Annotated in this window: 17 protein-coding genes; 2 read left to right on the top strand and 15 right to left on the bottom strand. The window is 39.0% G+C overall.

Translation table 11 applies throughout. The annotated features are described in order from the left end of the window. Positions 1–748: 748 nt before the first annotated feature. From CUC15_RS04865 to CUC15_RS20600, 10 genes are all read right to left on the bottom strand, one after another. Complete coding sequence (locus CUC15_RS04865; protein ID WP_114915594.1) at positions 749–1171, bottom strand: hypothetical protein; 423 nt, start codon at positions 1169–1171, stop codon at positions 749–751. Positions 1172–1611: 440 nt separating this feature from the next. Next, positions 1612–2307: a VOC family protein gene (locus CUC15_RS04860; protein ID WP_114915593.1), complete on the bottom strand. Its 696-nt coding sequence runs from the start codon at positions 2305–2307 to the stop codon at positions 1612–1614. A 357-nt stretch (positions 2308–2664) separates the two neighbouring features. After that, a complete protein-coding gene (locus CUC15_RS04855; protein ID WP_114915592.1) occupies positions 2665–2925 on the bottom strand; it encodes a hypothetical protein in 261 nt (86 codons plus the stop codon). A gap of 459 nt (positions 2926–3384) precedes the next feature. Next, positions 3385–4080, bottom strand: a complete 696-nt coding sequence (locus CUC15_RS04850) for a GNAT family N-acetyltransferase (RefSeq protein WP_205317659.1) — start codon at positions 4078–4080, stop codon at positions 3385–3387. Next, positions 4062–4265 (bottom strand): hypothetical protein, encoded by a 204-nt coding sequence (locus CUC15_RS20020; protein ID WP_162800237.1) that lies wholly within the window; start codon positions 4263–4265, stop codon positions 4062–4064. Before CUC15_RS20020 ends, CUC15_RS04850 begins: the two co-directional genes overlap by 19 nt. Before the next feature lie 224 nt (positions 4266–4489). Beyond that, complete coding sequence (locus tag CUC15_RS04845; protein WP_205317658.1) at positions 4490–4834, bottom strand: avidin-fold protein; 345 nt, start codon at positions 4832–4834, stop codon at positions 4490–4492. Positions 4835–5035: 201 nt separating this feature from the next. Continuing rightward, entirely contained in the window at positions 5036–5797 is a 762-nt protein-coding gene (locus CUC15_RS04840; RefSeq protein WP_114915591.1) for a CPBP family intramembrane glutamic endopeptidase, read from the bottom strand. Positions 5798–5946: 149 nt separating this feature from the next. Continuing rightward, positions 5947–6501, bottom strand: a complete 555-nt coding sequence (locus CUC15_RS04835) for a GNAT family N-acetyltransferase (protein WP_114915590.1) — start codon at positions 6499–6501, stop codon at positions 5947–5949. A 472-nt stretch (positions 6502–6973) separates the two neighbouring features. Continuing rightward, the gene (locus CUC15_RS20240) at positions 6974–7408 is read right to left on the bottom strand and encodes a DJ-1/PfpI family protein (RefSeq protein WP_205317686.1); all 435 of its coding nucleotides are present in this window, start codon (positions 7406–7408) and stop codon (positions 6974–6976) included. Then, positions 7398–7604: a type 1 glutamine amidotransferase family protein gene (locus CUC15_RS20600; RefSeq protein WP_205317657.1), complete on the bottom strand. Its 207-nt coding sequence runs from the start codon at positions 7602–7604 to the stop codon at positions 7398–7400. The genes CUC15_RS20240 and CUC15_RS20600 overlap by 11 nt, the downstream gene beginning before the upstream one ends. A gap of 638 nt (positions 7605–8242) precedes the next feature. Between CUC15_RS20600 and CUC15_RS04820 the strand changes: the two genes are divergently transcribed. Continuing rightward, positions 8243–9004, top strand: a complete 762-nt coding sequence (locus tag CUC15_RS04820; protein ID WP_114915588.1) for a SurA N-terminal domain-containing protein — start codon at positions 8243–8245, stop codon at positions 9002–9004. Positions 9005–9652: 648 nt separating this feature from the next. Here the strand turns inward: CUC15_RS04820 and CUC15_RS20810 are convergent. Both CUC15_RS20810 and CUC15_RS04810 read right to left on the bottom strand, forming a co-directional pair. Beyond that, complete coding sequence (locus tag CUC15_RS20810; RefSeq protein ID WP_423241376.1) at positions 9653–10564, bottom strand: M20 family metallopeptidase; 912 nt, start codon at positions 10562–10564, stop codon at positions 9653–9655. Between the two features lie 316 nt (positions 10565–10880). Next, entirely contained in the window at positions 10881–11891 is a 1011-nt protein-coding gene (locus CUC15_RS04810) for an ornithine cyclodeaminase family protein (RefSeq protein ID WP_114915586.1), read from the bottom strand. 560 nt (positions 11892–12451) lie between these two features. Between CUC15_RS04810 and CUC15_RS04805 the strand changes: the two genes are divergently transcribed. Further along, the gene (locus CUC15_RS04805) at positions 12452–13414 is read left to right on the top strand and encodes an alpha/beta hydrolase (RefSeq protein WP_114915585.1); all 963 of its coding nucleotides are present in this window, start codon (positions 12452–12454) and stop codon (positions 13412–13414) included. Between the two features lie 478 nt (positions 13415–13892). Here the strand turns inward: CUC15_RS04805 and CUC15_RS04795 are convergent, their stop codons facing one another. The 3 genes from CUC15_RS04795 to CUC15_RS04785 all read right to left on the bottom strand — a co-directional run bounded on the left by CUC15_RS04795 (position 13893) and on the right by CUC15_RS04785 (position 18386). After that, positions 13893–14849: an aldolase catalytic domain-containing protein gene (locus CUC15_RS04795; protein WP_242985949.1), complete on the bottom strand. Its 957-nt coding sequence runs from the start codon at positions 14847–14849 to the stop codon at positions 13893–13895. Between the two features lie 367 nt (positions 14850–15216). Further along, a complete protein-coding gene (locus CUC15_RS04790) occupies positions 15217–16602 on the bottom strand; it encodes an MFS transporter (RefSeq protein ID WP_242985948.1) in 1386 nt (461 codons plus the stop codon). Positions 16603–16940: 338 nt separating this feature from the next. Next, positions 16941–18386 carry an MFS transporter gene (locus CUC15_RS04785; RefSeq protein WP_162800267.1) on the bottom strand — a complete coding sequence of 482 codons (1446 nt, stop codon included), beginning with the start codon at positions 18384–18386 and terminating at the stop codon, positions 16941–16943. Positions 18387–18571 lie beyond the last annotated feature (185 nt).

Genomic DNA, 18571 nt, shown 5'->3' with positions numbered 1-18571 from the left:
GCGTCGCTTGTCAATAGTAAACTTTCATCAAAAAGCACGATATCACGTGATTCATAGGCGTTTTTATTAAATTTGACAGCTTAGACTTCTGGCTGATTTTATTAGAAAACATGGTTGTCACCAAGCCTTTGAGTGACAACCTTAGTTGCTACTTATGCAGCGTAGGAAAGTTAATTCTTTCCTACCTGCCAAAAAATTAGTCACAGGGACCATTTTAGATAGAAATTTCACTATAAATTGTTCTCCTTAACTGCATCTTTAAACTTTTCGTATAGAGACTTTTCGTGGACATTAACGCGCCCTTGATGATGATTAGAAATACAAGCAGTCTCGAATTCGAAAAACGCAGGCGATTTTTTAATTACAAATGCATTGAGCCAATTAATCATATGGGTTTGCTATTTTAGGGATAGACTCTTCAATACGTTTGTGAAGAAATATACTTAAACTAAAACTTCTACATTAGTTAAAAAAGACCGCCATATTGACGATCTCCCTGTTATGTAAAGCAACATTTAATTGATTAAAAACGCCAATTCTAAGAATAAAAATACAAGTCCAGAAAGGAATAAAAAAAGATACCATTTTAGAATAACAAGGTTTAGGGTTGTTAAGTTAAGTATTGGAATCATTGGATTGATTATTTTTACATACGGTTATTTTATTTGCCATTTTATCAGTCAAAGATAATGCTTTTTAAAAATTCATCCCAAAATGGAACCCTGTAGGAACCTTTCCCATGCTTCCTTTACTTCACCCACCTTTTAACCAAAAGTCCAACTGTGAAACTATAAATCATATGCCCCGATGTCCAATAGATAAAGGCTGGGAAATCAGTCAGGCTTGGAGTTTTTTCAGAAAGAGCTGTTAGTGAAAACAACATGGCGCTCCCGGCTGAATACACAAGGATATAGGCTAATAAGTTGTACTCGATTTCTAGCGCCTTCAGTATATAAAATAATCCAATGACACTTGCAATACAGGTAACAAAGTGGAAGACGATACCGACAACAGACCATTGGTGGAGTTGATTTAAGAGCGGAATATAATCGGTGTTAAACAGTAATATATATGCATCGTTATGAGTCAGCAGCTGAATAATTTTGAGAAATCCCGCAAGAATAATTCCAGCGATAATTCCGACTACTGTTAGTTTCAGAACTCGTATCATGGCAATCCTCCTTGTTCCTGGATTTTATTCCCTGAAGTGCGAGTTCTAAAACAAGAAGCGGGTATCTTAGATGATAATTAACGATGCAGATTAATAGGATGAGAGATGAGTGTTTCTATTGTTATTTAGATGAAGAAGTTCAATTTAATACAAGTGATAAGGATGTAAATTCTATCGACCTCGTTTTTTCGGATATTAATAGATTGATAAAAATTAAAAAGCTTGCATGGTGAAATATTCTCTTCTGCAAGCTTTTCTAAAATCCTTCCATGCCCCAATCGCATAGTTTATTAACACGTTTCAAATCTCTCTCTTAAAAACGAACGACAGCCTTTAAAAAAACCATCCCTGCAATTCCAATAGTCGACGGTTCGATTAACCAATTCTCTGTACACGGTGCTCCTCTTTCTTTTAGAAAAACCAGTTAGCTAAATAACAGATTATAGTTCATTTTTTTGTCCTTGGTAAACTTCTAATATGTGTTCGGAATTTAAAACAATTTTACTATTATTAGTTGTGGTAATTTCCATGGGATATATGGCCGATAATTTATTAGAAAATATCCATTCTCTCCCTGGCTGATTAAGTATAATAAATATTCCTTTTGATTTTTCTCCCATAAAGTTAAGTGATGTAGAACTTAATGGGTCATTATCTCGTTCGTTTATTCCAACTTCAATTAATTTTTCGCCAGCACTTATAGCATCAGCTACAGTAAGTCCTATTTCACTAATGTTTAATATACCTTCAATAGAGAAAGACCCCTCTCCTTTTTTAGCGGTTAAAGGTCTTGAAATAAACTCAACAATATTACCAGCGGGATCGTAGAAATATAAAGCATGAGCTTGGAAATGTGAAAAATATACTTCATCCTCTCCATCCCTTACGTTCAGTTGTACTCTTTCTTTTACCCATGATTTAGCCTCTTCAAATTTATTGGCAAAAATATTAAAAGCAAAATGGTAATAGGGATGACCTTCTACATTTTCTGATGTAAATTCCAATTCACTAGAACCAATTCCAATACGAAAACTATTCTCATCCTCCATAAGTAAAGGAAACCCAAACGTGTCTACATAAAATTCTCTCATTTTCTTGAGATTATTTGTGTGAAGAGTTAATGACTTTATTTCCATTATCGGCTACACCCCTTTTTACAAATATTCCTAAAACTATATCAATGTTAGTATAATATATATGAAGGGATAATTAAAATTCTAATTTCTAATCAAAAGACATAACAACAAGTTATAGTAAAAGGGATAGGGTAAAACTCCTTAATCCTATTATAAATTCCTTATTGAATTAAAGCACCATATAGTTTAAGTATATCTTTTCACAACCTACATTTTCGCACAATAACAAAAGTCGCTGATTGTTGTTAAAGTTGCACACATTTTCCTTTAGATAAAAATTTATGAGGTAGAGCGATATTTAAAGCAGGAACGATATATACTTCAAGCATAAAAAAGAGGAGAGTATTTCTCTCCTTGTTACTGATGTTCATATCCACTAATGGGCGAACCAGTTGAAGTATGTTTATTTACCCAATCAAGAGATACTTTCGAAATGGCTGACCAATTAGTGATTTGGTTGCTATGTTGCTCTACCCAACTCATACAATATTGTGGGTCTATGCTTTTTTCTAGGCATTGTGCTAAGAAAGATTGAATGTTCTCTTCAGTACAGTTTTCCCACGAACCACAAGTTTCACCCCAAATACGTTCCATTTTCTGTTTAATATCGTTTACCATATTTGATTCCTCCTTGATTAAACCTGACAAAATAAGTTTGTCCAAGGAGAAAAAATATATTTACAGAAGAGGTTAAACGGAGACAGAAACAGTTTTATTAGGAGAGTAATTTCACAATTCGTTCATTATCTGCTTATTAATGTAACCTGCCACTTTAGTAAATAGAAGACCGTCACATTAACGATCTTCTTGTTGAAGTAAAGCACCAGTTAGCCATTCATGAAGCGCAAAAACCTGCACTTCACCACAGAGAATGAATGTTTGTTTCTATGTCTATAATGACTTTTGGGTACATTCACAACAATCTTGTCTCAGCATTTAAAAAAATCATAAAATGCTGGGTCTAGTTTGTTTTTGTCTTTTTTAGGATTTTCGGATGTAAACTTTCATGGTAGTTGAAGAAGAAAAGCGAAGTTTATTAAACTTAATGGGGAGTTTCCTCCAATTTTTAATTAGAGATCAATTATTATTTGTATTTTTAAGACGATGAAATGATTTTGTTTGAGCAAATTGTTCAAACCCAATAGACTTGTAAAATTCATAAGTATCCGGGGAAGTACAAACAACAATTGCAGTTTTTGCTCCTTTTTCACTCAACGCATTGAGAGCAAGCTTACAAACCGAGCTAGCTAACCCCATTCTCCAAAATCCCGGATCCGTTCCCACAGGTTCCAGTAATCCAACCTTGTTAACTTCATCAAACCAAATTAAACAAAATGCTACTAACTCGCCATTTGGGGATTCTATTACCCAATCAAGAGATGAATCGTAAGGATAGGCATTCATAACATTAAAGTAACTTTCTTCTGTGACTCTTAATGATTGAAATGCAGCCCTATGTACTGCCACTCGTTTCTTTAAATCTTCAGAGCCCTTGATATGTCGAGCTTTAAACTTATCTGGCAATTTAACAGGGAAAGGACAGCTATCCAATGAAATTTTTGTTAGGACTTCAGGAGTTTCTTCTAAAGGGTTGAATAAAGAATCTTCTAAGGCTGAAATAAGATGAGACTCAGTTTCTAGGACGGTTACCCTTTGTTCATTGGTTTCAGTTATTTTATCAAACCAATCAATGACATCCTTGGATAATTCAGTAAAATTAGGGTCAACTTGAAACATTAAACTGCCAGGTAGTTTTACCCATCCACAAGCCACTGGTTTATCATCCATTTCCCAAATTGCAGTAATCCATTCATCCTCACGCCCAGCGTGTTGATGGCCTGCCAAGCTAAATCGCCAATATGGTAATTAGATTCCAGTGTCCATATAGCTTGTGTAAGTTTCTGCATTCGTTTTAAATCACTTGAATCTATATAAGTTCGAATGACAGGTTTACTCATTTATTTAATCTCCTCGATTCTTCTTGGTATTTGTAACTATCTTTTTGATATTCTTCCTATGGCCTCCGCTTTAAAAAGATCGTATTTAATCATCTTAAACTAACCGCAATGACTGTCCCTAAAATTGAACTCTCCCTTTTTTCCATCAAACATTCACCTATTGATATTCAATAAAGATTTAATTATTCCTTCTTCAACTAACCTGCCCCATTAGTTCAATAGTTTTATATACTAATTTCCTCAATAATTGAATTTCCCTCAGTAGCTTCTGAATCAAGCCATTTCCAATTTTCATATAACCTTACTCGCCCATCTGGTAAGATTTCAGGAGTAGAAATACATTGTCTACCTCTAATTTCATTTTTGTTGTTAACGTGGTTATATCTAAACTCTAAGCAACTGTCTTCCATTATTACTCCAACCAATATCCCCTTTACAATTTCCCCACCACTATATGTTCCAGAGATGATCTTCCCCTCTTGTATGTAATCAAAAATAGTCTTTGAAGAAACTTCACCGTTTTCTGTATTTTCTATTGAAACAAATCTACGACCATTATAATTAATCACTTTTCTCTTCCCCTTTTCCCTATGTTTTTTTAAAAATTATACCACTTTTAGTTCAACAATAAAGGCTGTCTTACAAGACAGCTGAATCTTGAAGTAACGCACCAGTTACTTTAAAAACAATATGTCACAATATCTAATCCCAAAAAGCAAATTTTTCCAAATCATTATTATAGTTGTGCTGATATATTGCTTTGATCCTTGTTAGTTTATTAATCCGCTATATACCATTCCAATATTAATTACGATATGAAAAACAATACTCGGATAGATACTATTTGTTTTAATTGTGATTAATGCGTAAATGATCCCTGCAACTGAAATTAACAAACTGAGAGAAATAGAAAAACCAATTGATAGGTGGAGAAGTCCAAAACCAATACTTGTGACGATAACAGCATACCTTGTAGATGTGTGTTCCTTAAGAGCGGAAAGCAATATTCCTCTCCAAATAATTTCCTCAAAAACTGCATTAATAAGTGAAAAAAACAAACAAAACAATAATAGCGTTTGAATATACTCTATATCCTTTTGAACAATAAAAAACACATATATAATTACATTAACAATTATTCCAATCATCCAAAACCAAAATGTATTAACTTTATGAAACGGTAAGACGATAGGATTTTTCCAATCAGGTTTTTCGTTGTACCAAGAAACCTTCTTATTAAAGAAAAAATGGTTAAAAACGATTCCTATAATGATAAAAACAAGTAAAAGACGATTAAGAATGATTTTTATTTCCTTTGAAATATTCATTGTTCCAACGAAATCATTAGAAACCATAAATATCACAAAACCGATTAGAAACGATAACAGTAGTAAAATAACGAATCGTTTTTCTTTATTATAAAATGACAAAATCAATAACCCTATAAAAACAAAGAAGGAAAATACTTCCTGTTGGTAGGAAATAGAAGTAATCCCTAGAAAAAATAAAGCCGCAACAATGATTAACAACAACAAAAATTCCCCATTTCCTTCCTATTGTACATATATCATAATTAATTTCTCCCTATAAAAGGGGAAATCCTTCTTCAACCAAACTGCCCCTATTGTATAAATTCAACAAAAAAGGGTGCTTCTCCTTCTTTGAGGATTGCACCAATTAGTTAAATAAGATTGACTTTTTCAAACTCAACTCTTGTTTGTCCGTAAACATACTCGTCATAATGCTTGCCCTGCGTAAAAATCATTTCCCTGAGAATCCCCTCTTGGACAAATCCAAGATGCTCCTGCAAAGCACGTGACCCATCATTGAAGGCATAAACATAAGCGTTAACCTTATGGTAACGTAATTCCTCAAAATAATAACGAAGTAAAATCCTTATAGCTTCGGAAGCATATCCTTGTCGCCAATGTTCACGAAATATAGCTACCCCGTATTTAAAGGTGCCATTACGAGGATTACAACTGTTTGCATTGATACTTCCAACAAGCGTTCCATCAAGTGTTTCAATTGCAAGAAATACATTATCATCTTCTGATGGCTTAGTGGATGTGTGTTCCGCCCAGGATTTAGTTCTGTCTTCCGACCTCGGAAAATAAATGGAATCACATAATCTTGCACTTTCCGAATCCTGGTCATTATTATGAAAATATTTCCAATCTGATGGTATCACAGGACGTAATCTAACTTTTGAACCTGACCACATATTAGCAACCATTTTCATTCCCCCTTCATAGGCTTTTTTCTCTCATTATTACCATTAAATGCTCGCAGAAAATCCTATTTTACTTAAACTAACCTGCCCCGTTAGCTCAATAAAGTTTTCTTCTTAAAAAAGGTGATTAATTTCAATAATCGCCTTTTTAACTAACGCACCAGTTTGTTGAATAAGATAATCATCTATCTTCCACATTCATCTGAAATTTTTTATATAATTTCCAAAACATATTTAGTCCATAGCCAAGAGCGATAGAGCTAAAAGTAATTGTAAATAAGGATAACTCACTGGTGAAATCTATTGACCAAAAAACTAAGAATATGATTAAACAACAGATAATAAGTCTAATAAAATTGCTCATTATCATCCCTCCTTTATTTTCAATATCATATTAATTCTGTTCATTTAATTGGATAGACAAGAAGTATTATTGTTCTTGAAGTATGCACCATTTAGTGGAATAGGGATAAAACTATTTATTTAATTTAAGTATATTTTTTGAATTTTTTATCATACCTAGTAACCCAAGTCCCTTTTTTGCGTCTTTTGATAATTTTTTCTCTGCAATTTTTTTTATCTTTTCTTCTGCATTTGAAAAATTACCAGAATTAAATATTGGTTGTGGATCATATTCAATAGTAAGCTGTATTGCCTTGGTTTCAACTTCCCCAACAAGTTTATTAGATAAATGTAAAGCCATATCAATACCAGCAGATACTCCTGCTACAGTTATATATTTTTCTTGTTCTACTACTCTATCTCTTGTTGTAATTGCTCCAAAATCACTAAGCAAATTGATAACTCTCCAATGCGATGTTGCTTTTCTTCCATTGAGTAAACCTGCTGAAGCCAATAATAAAGAACCTGTACAGACAGAAGTGGTCCATTTTGTAGTTTTATCTACTATCTACTTCCCTTATCCACTTTAATACGCTTTCATTTTTCATTTCTTGCATAAACCCTATAGTTGAACCTGGTATTATTAAAATATCCGCATTTTTTATATCATCGATACTGTGTTTCACATTAATATCTATAAAACCTGAATCAGCTTTTATTTCTCCTGTTTTCTCTGCTACAAATATTACCTCAGTATTGTCCATATTCCTTAAAACTTCATAAGGTCCAATCGCATCAGCATAGTTACTCCATTATATAAAAAGATGATTACCTTCATACTTATTTCATCTCTCCTATCTTTAACTCTACCAACAAATTTTATCACACATAACCAAATACGTTTTATTATTTATACCCTAATATCCTTATATAAGAAAGCCCCTGATTTCATTGGCCTTCTATTGTAATATTAGTTGAAACAACCGTCTGAAACTTAATCAAACGTTTGTTGGAAATAGTTTTTCTTAATTTCTAAAGGACTCTCTTATTAATATAAGCGAATCTAATAAAGATAATTCTATTGTATAGAATTGGTCGTTCAAGAAACTGACAATCCCCTTCTAAGCTCATGATCATTATTTTCTTTTCACAAATCTTTTGTCAGGTATTGTCAGAAATTTCTTTTATAAAAAGGCATCTCCTTTAAGAAGCTTCAAATTGCTTAATCGTTTTCAACTTTAATTTTTTACAGACATTCATTTTCATTACAAAATGTTTCAATCCTGTTATATATATTAAAAAAGAGCGCATACGGTTTCTTTTTCATTAGATTAACTTTATAATGCGCATAGATGATTTTTTAGAGGAAATTATACTTCTAGCTAAAGGGAGGAGATTGATTATGAAAAAAATGATGTTTACATTAATAACCAGTCTAATGGCCGTTGTTTTAGTTGCATGCGGAGGAAATGAAGGAAGTAAAGATGATAAAAATGATGATAAAGCAAAAACAGCGGAAACCGATCAGCAGAATGAACAGCAAATGGAAGAAATGCAAAAGAAATTAGAAGCACAGCAAATAGATGCAAATAAAACTGTTGCCATAGTGAATGATAAGGAAATTTTAGGAAGCGACTATAATAACGCTTTAGCATCTACACAAGGGCAAATGCAGCAAATGGGACAAGATCCAACTTCTAAAGAAGCTGCTAAGCAAGTGAAAAACCAAACAATTGATAGCTTAGTCGGACAAACTCTTCTTCTTCAAGAGGCAGATAGAAAAAGCTATAAAGTTTCAGAAGAAGATATTAATAAGCAGCTGGACGAAATGAAAAAACAATTTAAAACAGAAGAAGAATTCGAAGCCGCTCTTAAAAAATCCGGCATGGACATGAAAACACTTGAAACTCAAATAGCTGAAGGTATTAAACTTAATAAGTACGTTGAAAAAGAAGTGCCGGTTGATAAAATAACCGATGAAGAAATTCAACAAATGTATAATCAATATGCGGAACAAGGCAAGAGTACTGGACAAGAAGTTCCAAAGCTTGAAGAAGTAAAACCGCAAATCGAACAAACTCTTCATCAGCAAAAACAGCAGGAAAAACTCGCTCAGCAGGTTGAAGAGTTAAAGAAAAATGCGAAGATTGATATTAAGATTTAAGATGTTACACACAAAATTTAACAGCTCAAGGGCTGTTGGCAAATGCCCCTTAAAACGAAAGAGAAGATGAATCTCTACAAAATGTAGTGTTCATCTTCTCTTTTTGCTGTACTATTTTATTAGTCAGAGTGTTTGCCTGTTCCACCATTTCAAATTTTATTGTTTTAGGATGTATAAATTTGTTATAGTACTGAATTTATTAATGCTCCACCTGATAAGGCGGTAACTTTGTTTAGCTTAAGATCTATATTCTATATTTCCTTTTTCTTTAGCTATTGTTTTCTTCAAATTTATCCATAACCATTTTTTCTTTTCTTGTCTATTTCATTCTAAACCACTCCTTCTAACAGAATAATAATCGCAATAGCCTAAATTGTACTTTTATAAGATATTCTGATGTTTGAGATTCGCTCTCAGACCAAATTAGAAACGTAATCTCAGATAAGTGCCCACGTCATTTCAATTGTGAGGTTCCAAAAGGAATATTCATTAAATACTCATTATTCTTTAAACAGAAAATAAAATACTCATTAAATAACTTGGATTGACTACCAAGGATGCTAGTAAATTGTATTTTGTATGCAAGTAAAATTTGAACATATTATTCTAAATATTTTTAATGCTAACTAATTCCGACACATAGCTTCACTAAGAGTCACCCTTTCCTAGTGTAAGAAGAACATCCAAGTAAGCCTGCGCCATTTTCTGTACATGCCGGATCGGGACGACTTCCACTTCTGTGTGAGCAAAGCGCCTATCCCCTGGGCCGAGGCACAACGTTTCGCTCCCAATGTGAGTAAAGTATCCTGCATCCTGTGCAGACTTCTGATAAACGGTTATCCCGTTCAAGTCATTTGAATTAACAGCGTCCACTGCGGCCAGACAAAGTGGCGAGTGTGGATCGAGTTGGTTAGGATACATGTACTTCCCTGGCTGAACACTTATGTTAAGTTCAGGAAAAGGTTCAAGTGCCCGCTCAATGGACCGAATGACTTGCGAAGGATCCTCGCCAGGATTTAACCGCCGATCCAACGTGACACTGCATCGATCTGGAATCGTGTGAGGGCTCTCCGGAAAAGACCGAATGGCGATCGGGGTAAGGGTAGCATTTCCGAGTTCATGGTGGACCGGAAGAGTCTCTCGCCCTAGAACCTGGATCACTTTGCACGCGTCAACGAGGGCGTTTTTGCCGTTCTCAGGCGCACTTGAATGGCTCGACTTTCCTTGCGTCTCCAGGTGGACGTCGACCCGACCTTTATTTCCGATACCGACTTGGCAATTGGTAGCCACACACACAACCGTCCACGTCGGGGCACGCCCGAGCATCGAAACGACATGCTCTGCAGATGCATGGTCACCAGTCTCTCCGGAGACAGTCGTAGCAAAACCGAGCTCAATTGGGCGTCCGCTCCATTCTTGGGAAGTGGCGAGAGCATTCATCGCCGCGGTAGCCGCGGCTAACGATGCAACCTGCTCTGTCAGGCCGCGACCGCGAATGACGTCCTCCTCATAGCCCCACTCCCCCCCGTGGAGAACTTGGGGAGTGTAGGGATCCTTCATAGCACCGGCTGGATACGTGGCACCGTACGTCAGGAACAAGAACAAGGGGGGCCGATTCCCCCGACCAGCCTCACCTTGCTCAGGTCTACCCAAAAGTTTGGTTGCGACGAGCGCTCCATCCTCTGCTACGGTCATACGATCAAAAAAACCGTCGGGAAGTGAAGGTCGAATCTCTTGTAGCACAAAGTTCTTGACGCGCTTCATATCTTCCTGCGGGTGGGGAATCTGAATAAAACGCTCGAGGAGAGCCTGGACATCCTTCGAACACACTGTCAATTTCATGGATTTGTCACCTCTCGACTTTAAGATCGTCCCTTCATGACATCGGTAAATGCTCGGACCAATCAAACATGACCTTGGACAAGCCCTGTTCCTCGGCTTTCTTGTATACCCAATACGCAGTTGCGATATCTTGGGTCACAAGTCCCTGCGAACGTACGAAAATGCGCTCGTTTGGATTTTCCCGTCCGGGCTTTTTCTTTGAAGCGATGTCGGCAAGCTCCGCGTACACATGTTCATCGGAGAAAGAGGTTTCCTTAAGGAGCCTTTTAATATCCGACTTGATCTGAATTTGCTCCCAGTCTTCCGCAATAAATTTCATTTCCATGTATGCGCTGTCATCTACTTCCTGATGCTGACCCATACTGTAGAAAAAGCTCCCTTTCTTGAACCATTCCGTTTGCAAGAAAGGCGTGGTAGTTGTTGTGGCGGAGATAACTACGTCGCTTTCTTCGACGGCCTCCTTCGGCGTCGATACGGCGACCACATCCAAAGAGAGCTCTTCTTGCGCCCAACGAGCAAACTTCTTTGCGTTATCAAGCGTTCGAGAGTAAACGCGCACCTTCGGAATGTCAAATACAGCCGCAAGCGCCATCAAGCTCGTCTTTGCCATGTAACCGGAACCTGCAATTCCTACGACCGGAGTACGTGTAGAAGTAAGATCATCTGCCGCAACGGCCGCACATGCACCTGTGCGAATCGCGTGAATCCACTGCTCATCAATAATTGCAAAGAAGATTCCTGTCTCCACGTCTGAAAGAAGTATAAACTTGGTCGGCGCGAAACCCGCAATTTTGTATCCGACTTCTGTACGGTTCAGGGCAACGGAACGGAATCCGGCCACGCCTTCCTGTGCGAGATAACATGCCTTTACCTTGTAATTCGTAGTTTGTCCTTGCGGCACAAGCTGAAGCTGCCGGGGCTCCCCCCACCCAATGTCGTCAGACGCGTGCGCAAGTAAAACTTCACGAGCGATGTCAACGGCATCTTTAGGGGAAAGAAGCTTCTTGACATCCTCGTTCGTGATAAATACTAAACGTTTGTGCATTTAATCACTCCTAATAGTAGGCCAGCACTTCATGATACCGGCACCAATTTTTTTTACAAATGCAATCTTCCTGATACCCCTACCTGTACAAATCCAACGGCTAGTCTACACTTATTTAATCCCCCCACAATGATAAGTATATTTTTAATTTTCTGACTTGTCAATACCAAAAACGTCTGTTATGATTAACATATGAAATTAATTTATCATTATCGTTTACATTATGAAATATGTGTAGTAACGTTTGGATAACTGAACATGTAAATATATTCCATTAAGCAATTTATTTACACAAATAAAAGTAATTAAAGGATTTTTCTAAGATATATCTAAAATCTACAGGTAATAAAGGAAAAATTCCCTTTGAGAGAGAAAAAAATGAATACGCTCTCAAAAGGGGAACCAGCATTCAAAAAATCAAAGCCTCTTGAAAGAAACAAAAAATCTCGGGATGTTTAAACAATACCAAGCCATCTTGATGCATTTAAAAGGCTGCACCACTTCGCTCGACAAATGCCCAGAAGGCTATTAACCATATTAACCATATAGGAGGAAAAGCGATGCGTGAAGAAGAAGTTATGTTTTATAGCGAAGGTACCAACATGTCTGGGATTCTACGGTTGCCAGATGAGCAGCAGCAATCTTATCCGGTAATCGTCCAAGGACCTGGATGGTTGGGGCTCAAGGACTCGAAAGCGTACGCGCGATTTCACGAAGTATTTACCCAGGCTGGTTTTGCTGTATTCGTTCTTGACTACCGTGGATTTGGTGGCAGTGGGGGCACGAAGGACTTTATAAACCCTTTCTGGCAAATTGAAGACATCCGCAACGCCATTTCATACTTAGAGACGAGAGAAGACATCGATCGCACTCGAATCGGTATATACGGATCCGGGGGAACTGGCGGTGGCAATGCAATCTACGTCGGCTCAATGGATGACCGTGTAAAAACCGTAGTTGCAAACGTAGGAATTGGAAATGGGTTTGAGTGGCTGAGAAGTATGCGGCGCGAGTACGAGTGGATTGCGTTCCTCGAACGCTTGGCCAACGATGACTTACAGTGGGCTAAAACAGGAGAAGGAGAACGGGTCTCTCCGAATGGAGACATTATGGTTCCCACCCCGGAACGTAAAACGACCCATTACAAGCGTGACGTAGATGACCGGATACCGAACAAAGTATACTTAAGGTCTGCCCGACACTTGTTGAACTACCGTCCCGAAGATGTCGTGCACAAGATATCCCCACGCCCCCTCTTACTTATTTGTGTCGAGAACGACGCGGTTACACCAGCCGATCAATCTTGGAATTTGTTTCACAAAGCAGGCGGCCCTAAGAGACTAGTTGTCCAAAAATCAACGACGCACTATGCCGCCTACGAGAAGTATTTTTCAGAAATTTCCACAGAAATTGTTCGGTGGTTCGACAACTACTTGCGACCGCAAGACGTCGTGACACGACAGAGCACGTTGGCTACCACGAACGAGGCAGACATCGTCGTATTGCGTTCAGACGATGCGTAAGCTTTGTGCTTACGCGATCAGAAAGGTAATCTCCCAAGGTTCAGGGAGAAGATTAGTCTAAGGAGTACATTAGTAACGGTGATACACCATCAGATAGGTGTATCACCGTTTTTGCAAGATATTTGTTTCTGCCGATAACTCATCCAAATATTTCGCTGCCATTTCACGTCAGATGTAAGAGAGGGATAACGATAGTTGGATGCCTGAACCCTTCTTGGGTAATAGGATAGCCCAGTCATCGTCCGGCTCTCGTCTTAGCCGATAGCCAAGAACCTCGCTCCAAAACTGTTCGGTAAGAGTCAAGCATTAGCATTGAAATTGTTATTTGCTTTAGCTCCCAACCTCTTCTGTTAATTTGAACCTCTGGGACACTAGGGAAGTAATTTCTTGATCAATCATGTCAATGCAGTCCCTCAGATCCCCAAGTTTGGAAGCCTCCTTTTGGTCTTCAATCATCACTAACGTCACTCCTCTCAACTTATGAATCCATCGTTTCCACTGTGGTCATTTTATCATGGAAAGCGGCAAATTGATTCTTATTCTCACTGTTGCGCAAAGCCATCCCTGATCGTGGATGTTCGTTAAGCTGTCCAGTAATGGCGTAAGGAATGATGTATCCCCACTCAAATTTCTCCCTTAATGGTATAAATAATTGCTCCAAAACCTCAAGTACAGGCCTGATTTCGTACTTAGGATTTTTAAGGTAACCAAGCAATAATTCTGTAGGGCAATTTCCAGCTGCCCTCCCCATTCCGTAAATAGAGCAATCCAAGAATTGAACGCCCTGTTGGGCTCCCAGTATCGTGTTTGAGAAGGCCATTTGTAAATTGTTATGGGCGTGGATGCCAAACTCCTTATCAGGCGCGTGTTTTTTGAATTTATCAATCAAGTACTCAAAATCCCGGTTGTACAAGCTCCCGAACGAATCGACAATATAAGCGACATTGACCGGGCTAGTATTGATTTTTCCAAGTGCTTCGATTAATTCATGTTCCATTGAATTGGATACCGCCATAATATTAAGAGTCGTTTCGTAGCCTAAGCGGTTAAATGTTTTCACAAGTTCAAGCCCTTTTTCAACATCCTTTAAGTAGCAAGCGACCCGAATCAAGTCAAGATGGCTTTCTTCAGCCGGTAATACTTCTTCTATGTCTACCCTTCCGACATCAACGATTGCCGATAACTTGGTGTTGGTTTTTTCCGGAATTACTTCCTTAAGATATTGGTCATCACAAAATCTCCATGGACCTACACCTTTACTTTCCACTAAATTCGGTGAATTTTTGTATCCAATTTCCATGTAATCGACGCCGGCCTGGCTAAGCGCCAGGTAAACCCGTCGAACAAAATCCTCGCTGAAATCCCAGTTGTTCACAAGACCGCCATCTCGAATTGTACAATCAAGCAATCGAATTTCTTTCTTCTTTGTCTCCACTTTTCATCATCCCCCTCTAAAAATAAAACCACGTAGGATACATTTTTTCCTACATGGTTGTTCTACATGGTTGTATGAAAAAAGTCTTCCTATACTCGGTTTTTTTAAAACAATCGAATAGAAAGGCTTTTACTGATAATAGAATTGTACGCGTATTATTTTTGCACATACAAAGACTGTCTCTTTCATATTTTCTCAATAGTACCAGTTTTTTAATAGAATAGCAAATGATTTGAATATTTGGATATTAGCATCGTGACAAGAAAAGTTAACCTCATCATCGTTTCTCAGAAACGATCACACTGCCCCAAATCTGCCTGTTGTAGTATAAAAGTATAAAAGTCTAGTAATCTATTAAAAACGGTTTTTATGGTTGATTTTGTCGCGGCAATCGCCAACTCATCCATAGCACAAACACACTCAAAGCCGCCAGCAAGAAGCCGAGCGATTCAATTTCTCCCACATTAATTTGATCACCAAACAACAATCCAAGCATGAGTGTCGATAGAATCGTTCCAAAAAACCTCGCCGTCATAAACAGGCCGGCGGCTGTCCCGATCACCGAAACCGGTGCATTTTCAAACAGGGCGTTTTGTAGTCCGACATTGTTGAATCCGTTACTGATTCCAACGAGACAAAGCACAATCGTCACCCACCAGATTGGCGTATCCAGGTCCCAGGTGACGTACAGGATCGATCCGGACATTAAAAACAAAGAGGAAAAAAGCAACGGAGGGCGAGAACCCGAACGCTCAATCCAACGGCCAGCCAGAGGAGAAATCACCATGCTCCAACCCGCGATACAAAGCATGAGCAAACCCGTCGTCCTTGAGGAAAATCCGCGAAGATCCTGCAAATAAAGTGGAACCGCGAAAAAAGTCGAATAATAAATAATGTTCACGACAATATACTGAATGTGCACCCACGTTAATGTGTGATTTTCAGCAAACAAATCCAAATCGATAAACGGCTTCTCAGTCCTTCGTTCTCGGAGAATAAACACAATAATGGACAGTAGGGCTACTGCACCCGACCACCAAATCATCGTGCCCTTAATGGAAAGTAAAAAAAACAAACCGAACACAATAGCCGCTCCAAAAGTGAAAATTCCCGGGATATCGAGTAATTTCACCCATCCACCGTGTCCACGGATGCTCGTTTCATCCTTTGGCAACATCCATAGAGCCAGAAAAAAACCGACCACAATCACTGGAAAATTAATCAAAAAAATCGCTGACCAATCTCCCCACTCAAGTAGAAATCCTCCAATCGACGGGCCGAATGCCGCAGCCGTAGATGAAAACACTGTTATGACGGCCAGAGCCCGGGCTCGCCCTTCATTAAAATATTTGCGGACAATTGCCATTCCCGCCGGATAGATGGAACCGCTGCCGACCGCCTGAATTAGGCGAAAAACGATCAACCAGCCGAACGTCGGCGAAAACGGCGCCATCGTAGATGAGAGCACCACTAGTGTCATCCCTGTTAGAAACACCTTTTTCTGCCCGAAAATATCGGATAATTTTCCCATTACCGGCATCGTAATCGCACTCGCCAAATAATAGGCGGAAATCAACCAAGAGGCTGTTGCAAATCCAAGGTCGAAAGTCTCTTGCAGCCGAGATATCGCCACGGCAATCATCGAAGAATTTAACGGGTTGAGTAAAATCCCAAGCCCGATCGTGGTCAACAACAACTTTGGATGCTTCATTGCCTGTTCTTCTTTTCTATCGATGGTCTGTGTTTCCTGCACCTACATCCCTTCTTCCTTAACAATCTTTCTTCATCCAGATAAGGGTCAAGCCCGTGAATGTTCTCATCAACAAAGGCTTTTACATTTGAAATAATGGTGCGGCCTGATGTCACAGACAGTGCTTGTTCGGGATTGGTCTTAGTCGTTCTCTCCCAGCAATGGTTGTTAAAGGTATTAGTCATATTAGTCAGGACGGGGGAGATTCCTTGTCAAAATATTTTTTTACATTTTCTTCGTGCGAAATGTCTGTTATCGGACGAACTACGTCAGCAAAAATTCACCAATGTAATTTTCATATGAGGCCTGACACCTCTCCCTTGTAGAAGTGCGGATATCCCCTAATGAGGACCCGCTGACACGCTGGTTTTTCCAATCCCGCGGGAGACGAACACACCAGCGAAAGTCAAGAACAACATCACAACAAACAAAGACACTGAACCGGTTAATAGACTGACGAGTGTTGAAGCTACCATACTTCCCATGTAACGAAAAGTGGAATAAATGCCGGAAGCGATTCCTGACATTTCAGGCCGGACAGCCTCCAAAGCGACCACCTTCATGGAGGTCAACCCTATGCCTCGGGAAATCCCCGCCATGACCAGAACTACAATAAGGTAAGCTAACGAGTGATTGGTGAAAAAGACGATATAAAGAGCAGACACACCAACCATCGCCAAAAACGCGCAAAAAACCAGCTTTCCTTTTTCCGTCCTATCCGCCAGGTACCCGCCCAGCATGGAACACAGGGCCATGGTCATGGAAAAAATAAACACAACCCAGCCGATTATTTCAGATGATAACGCAAAGTCCGCCTCCAAAATCAACGGAATCGCCAAAATAGTGCTGTACATAAAGAAATTACTAATCAGTATGGACAGATTCGCACTCAAGAACGAAAGATTCCGAAACAAGGAAAAATCAATTAAAGGTGCCTTCGCATTCCTCTCCCTGCGTATAAAAAAGAAAAGGCTGACGAGGAGCGCCGCACCCATCATAATATATTCCCACACACTTTGCCCATGGACAAGTAAATTCGCAAGCGTGAACACAACGGCCAAATAAAGCGAGCCTGACACATCAAGAGAAGACGATGGACCTTTTTGAACTTTCGGTACCAAATAAAGTGTACTGAAAATTGCGATAACAATAACTGGAACATTGACCCAGAAAATCGAAGGCCAGCCCCAAATACTCATAACTAAGCCACCGATCACAGGACCGATTGCCGTTCCCAACCCCATCCCGAAGCTTAAAATCCCGAAAATCTCTCCAAGTCTTCGAGGAGGTACCGTCTGGCGGATAATCGCATTGGCATTGGGTGCCGTTAACGCTCCGCCAAACGCCAGCAATGCCCGAAAACCGATTAACCAGATTAAATGAAAGGAAAACACACACGCGATTGAAGCTCCCAACATAAGAAAAAGCCCAATCATAAAAACAAATCGATTACCATAAAGATCGCCCAATTTCCCCGCGATAGGCTGTACCGCTGCCATAACAATCAAATACACCGTAACCACCCAGGAAACACTCGCCAAGCTTATGTCAAAGGAATTAGCCATCGCCGTCAATGCCACAGCCACCATGGTTGCGTTCAAAGGAACAAGAGCTGTTCCCATTAACATCGTAGCCACAAGGATGACTTCTTTTCTTTTATCCGTTATAGCACTCCCCCCCTGTTCCCGTAGTATCCAATATTTTAAAATAACACGCGAACAAGCCCAAAGGTCATTTTCCTTCGTCAGTTCACCAACTTTCTGAGGGATGGCGTTTGGATCAACCACCGTCAAAAGGACCCTTTGATACTCTTTTCCCATTGGCGAACCAAGTTCAGAGTGAGTTCATAACGTCGGGGAACGGTTGATTTATTACCAACGACCTGAACTTCCTTGATGACTGGATTTTGAATTTCTGGGATTAACGGCGACGTTGTATGTAACATTTATTAAAATAGATTTTTTCACACATA

Source organism: Oceanobacillus zhaokaii (assembly GCF_003352005.1).
GTDB lineage: Bacteria > Bacillota > Bacilli > Bacillales > Amphibacillaceae > Oceanobacillus > Oceanobacillus zhaokaii.
This window is presented reverse-complemented; position numbering and strand designations above follow the sequence as displayed.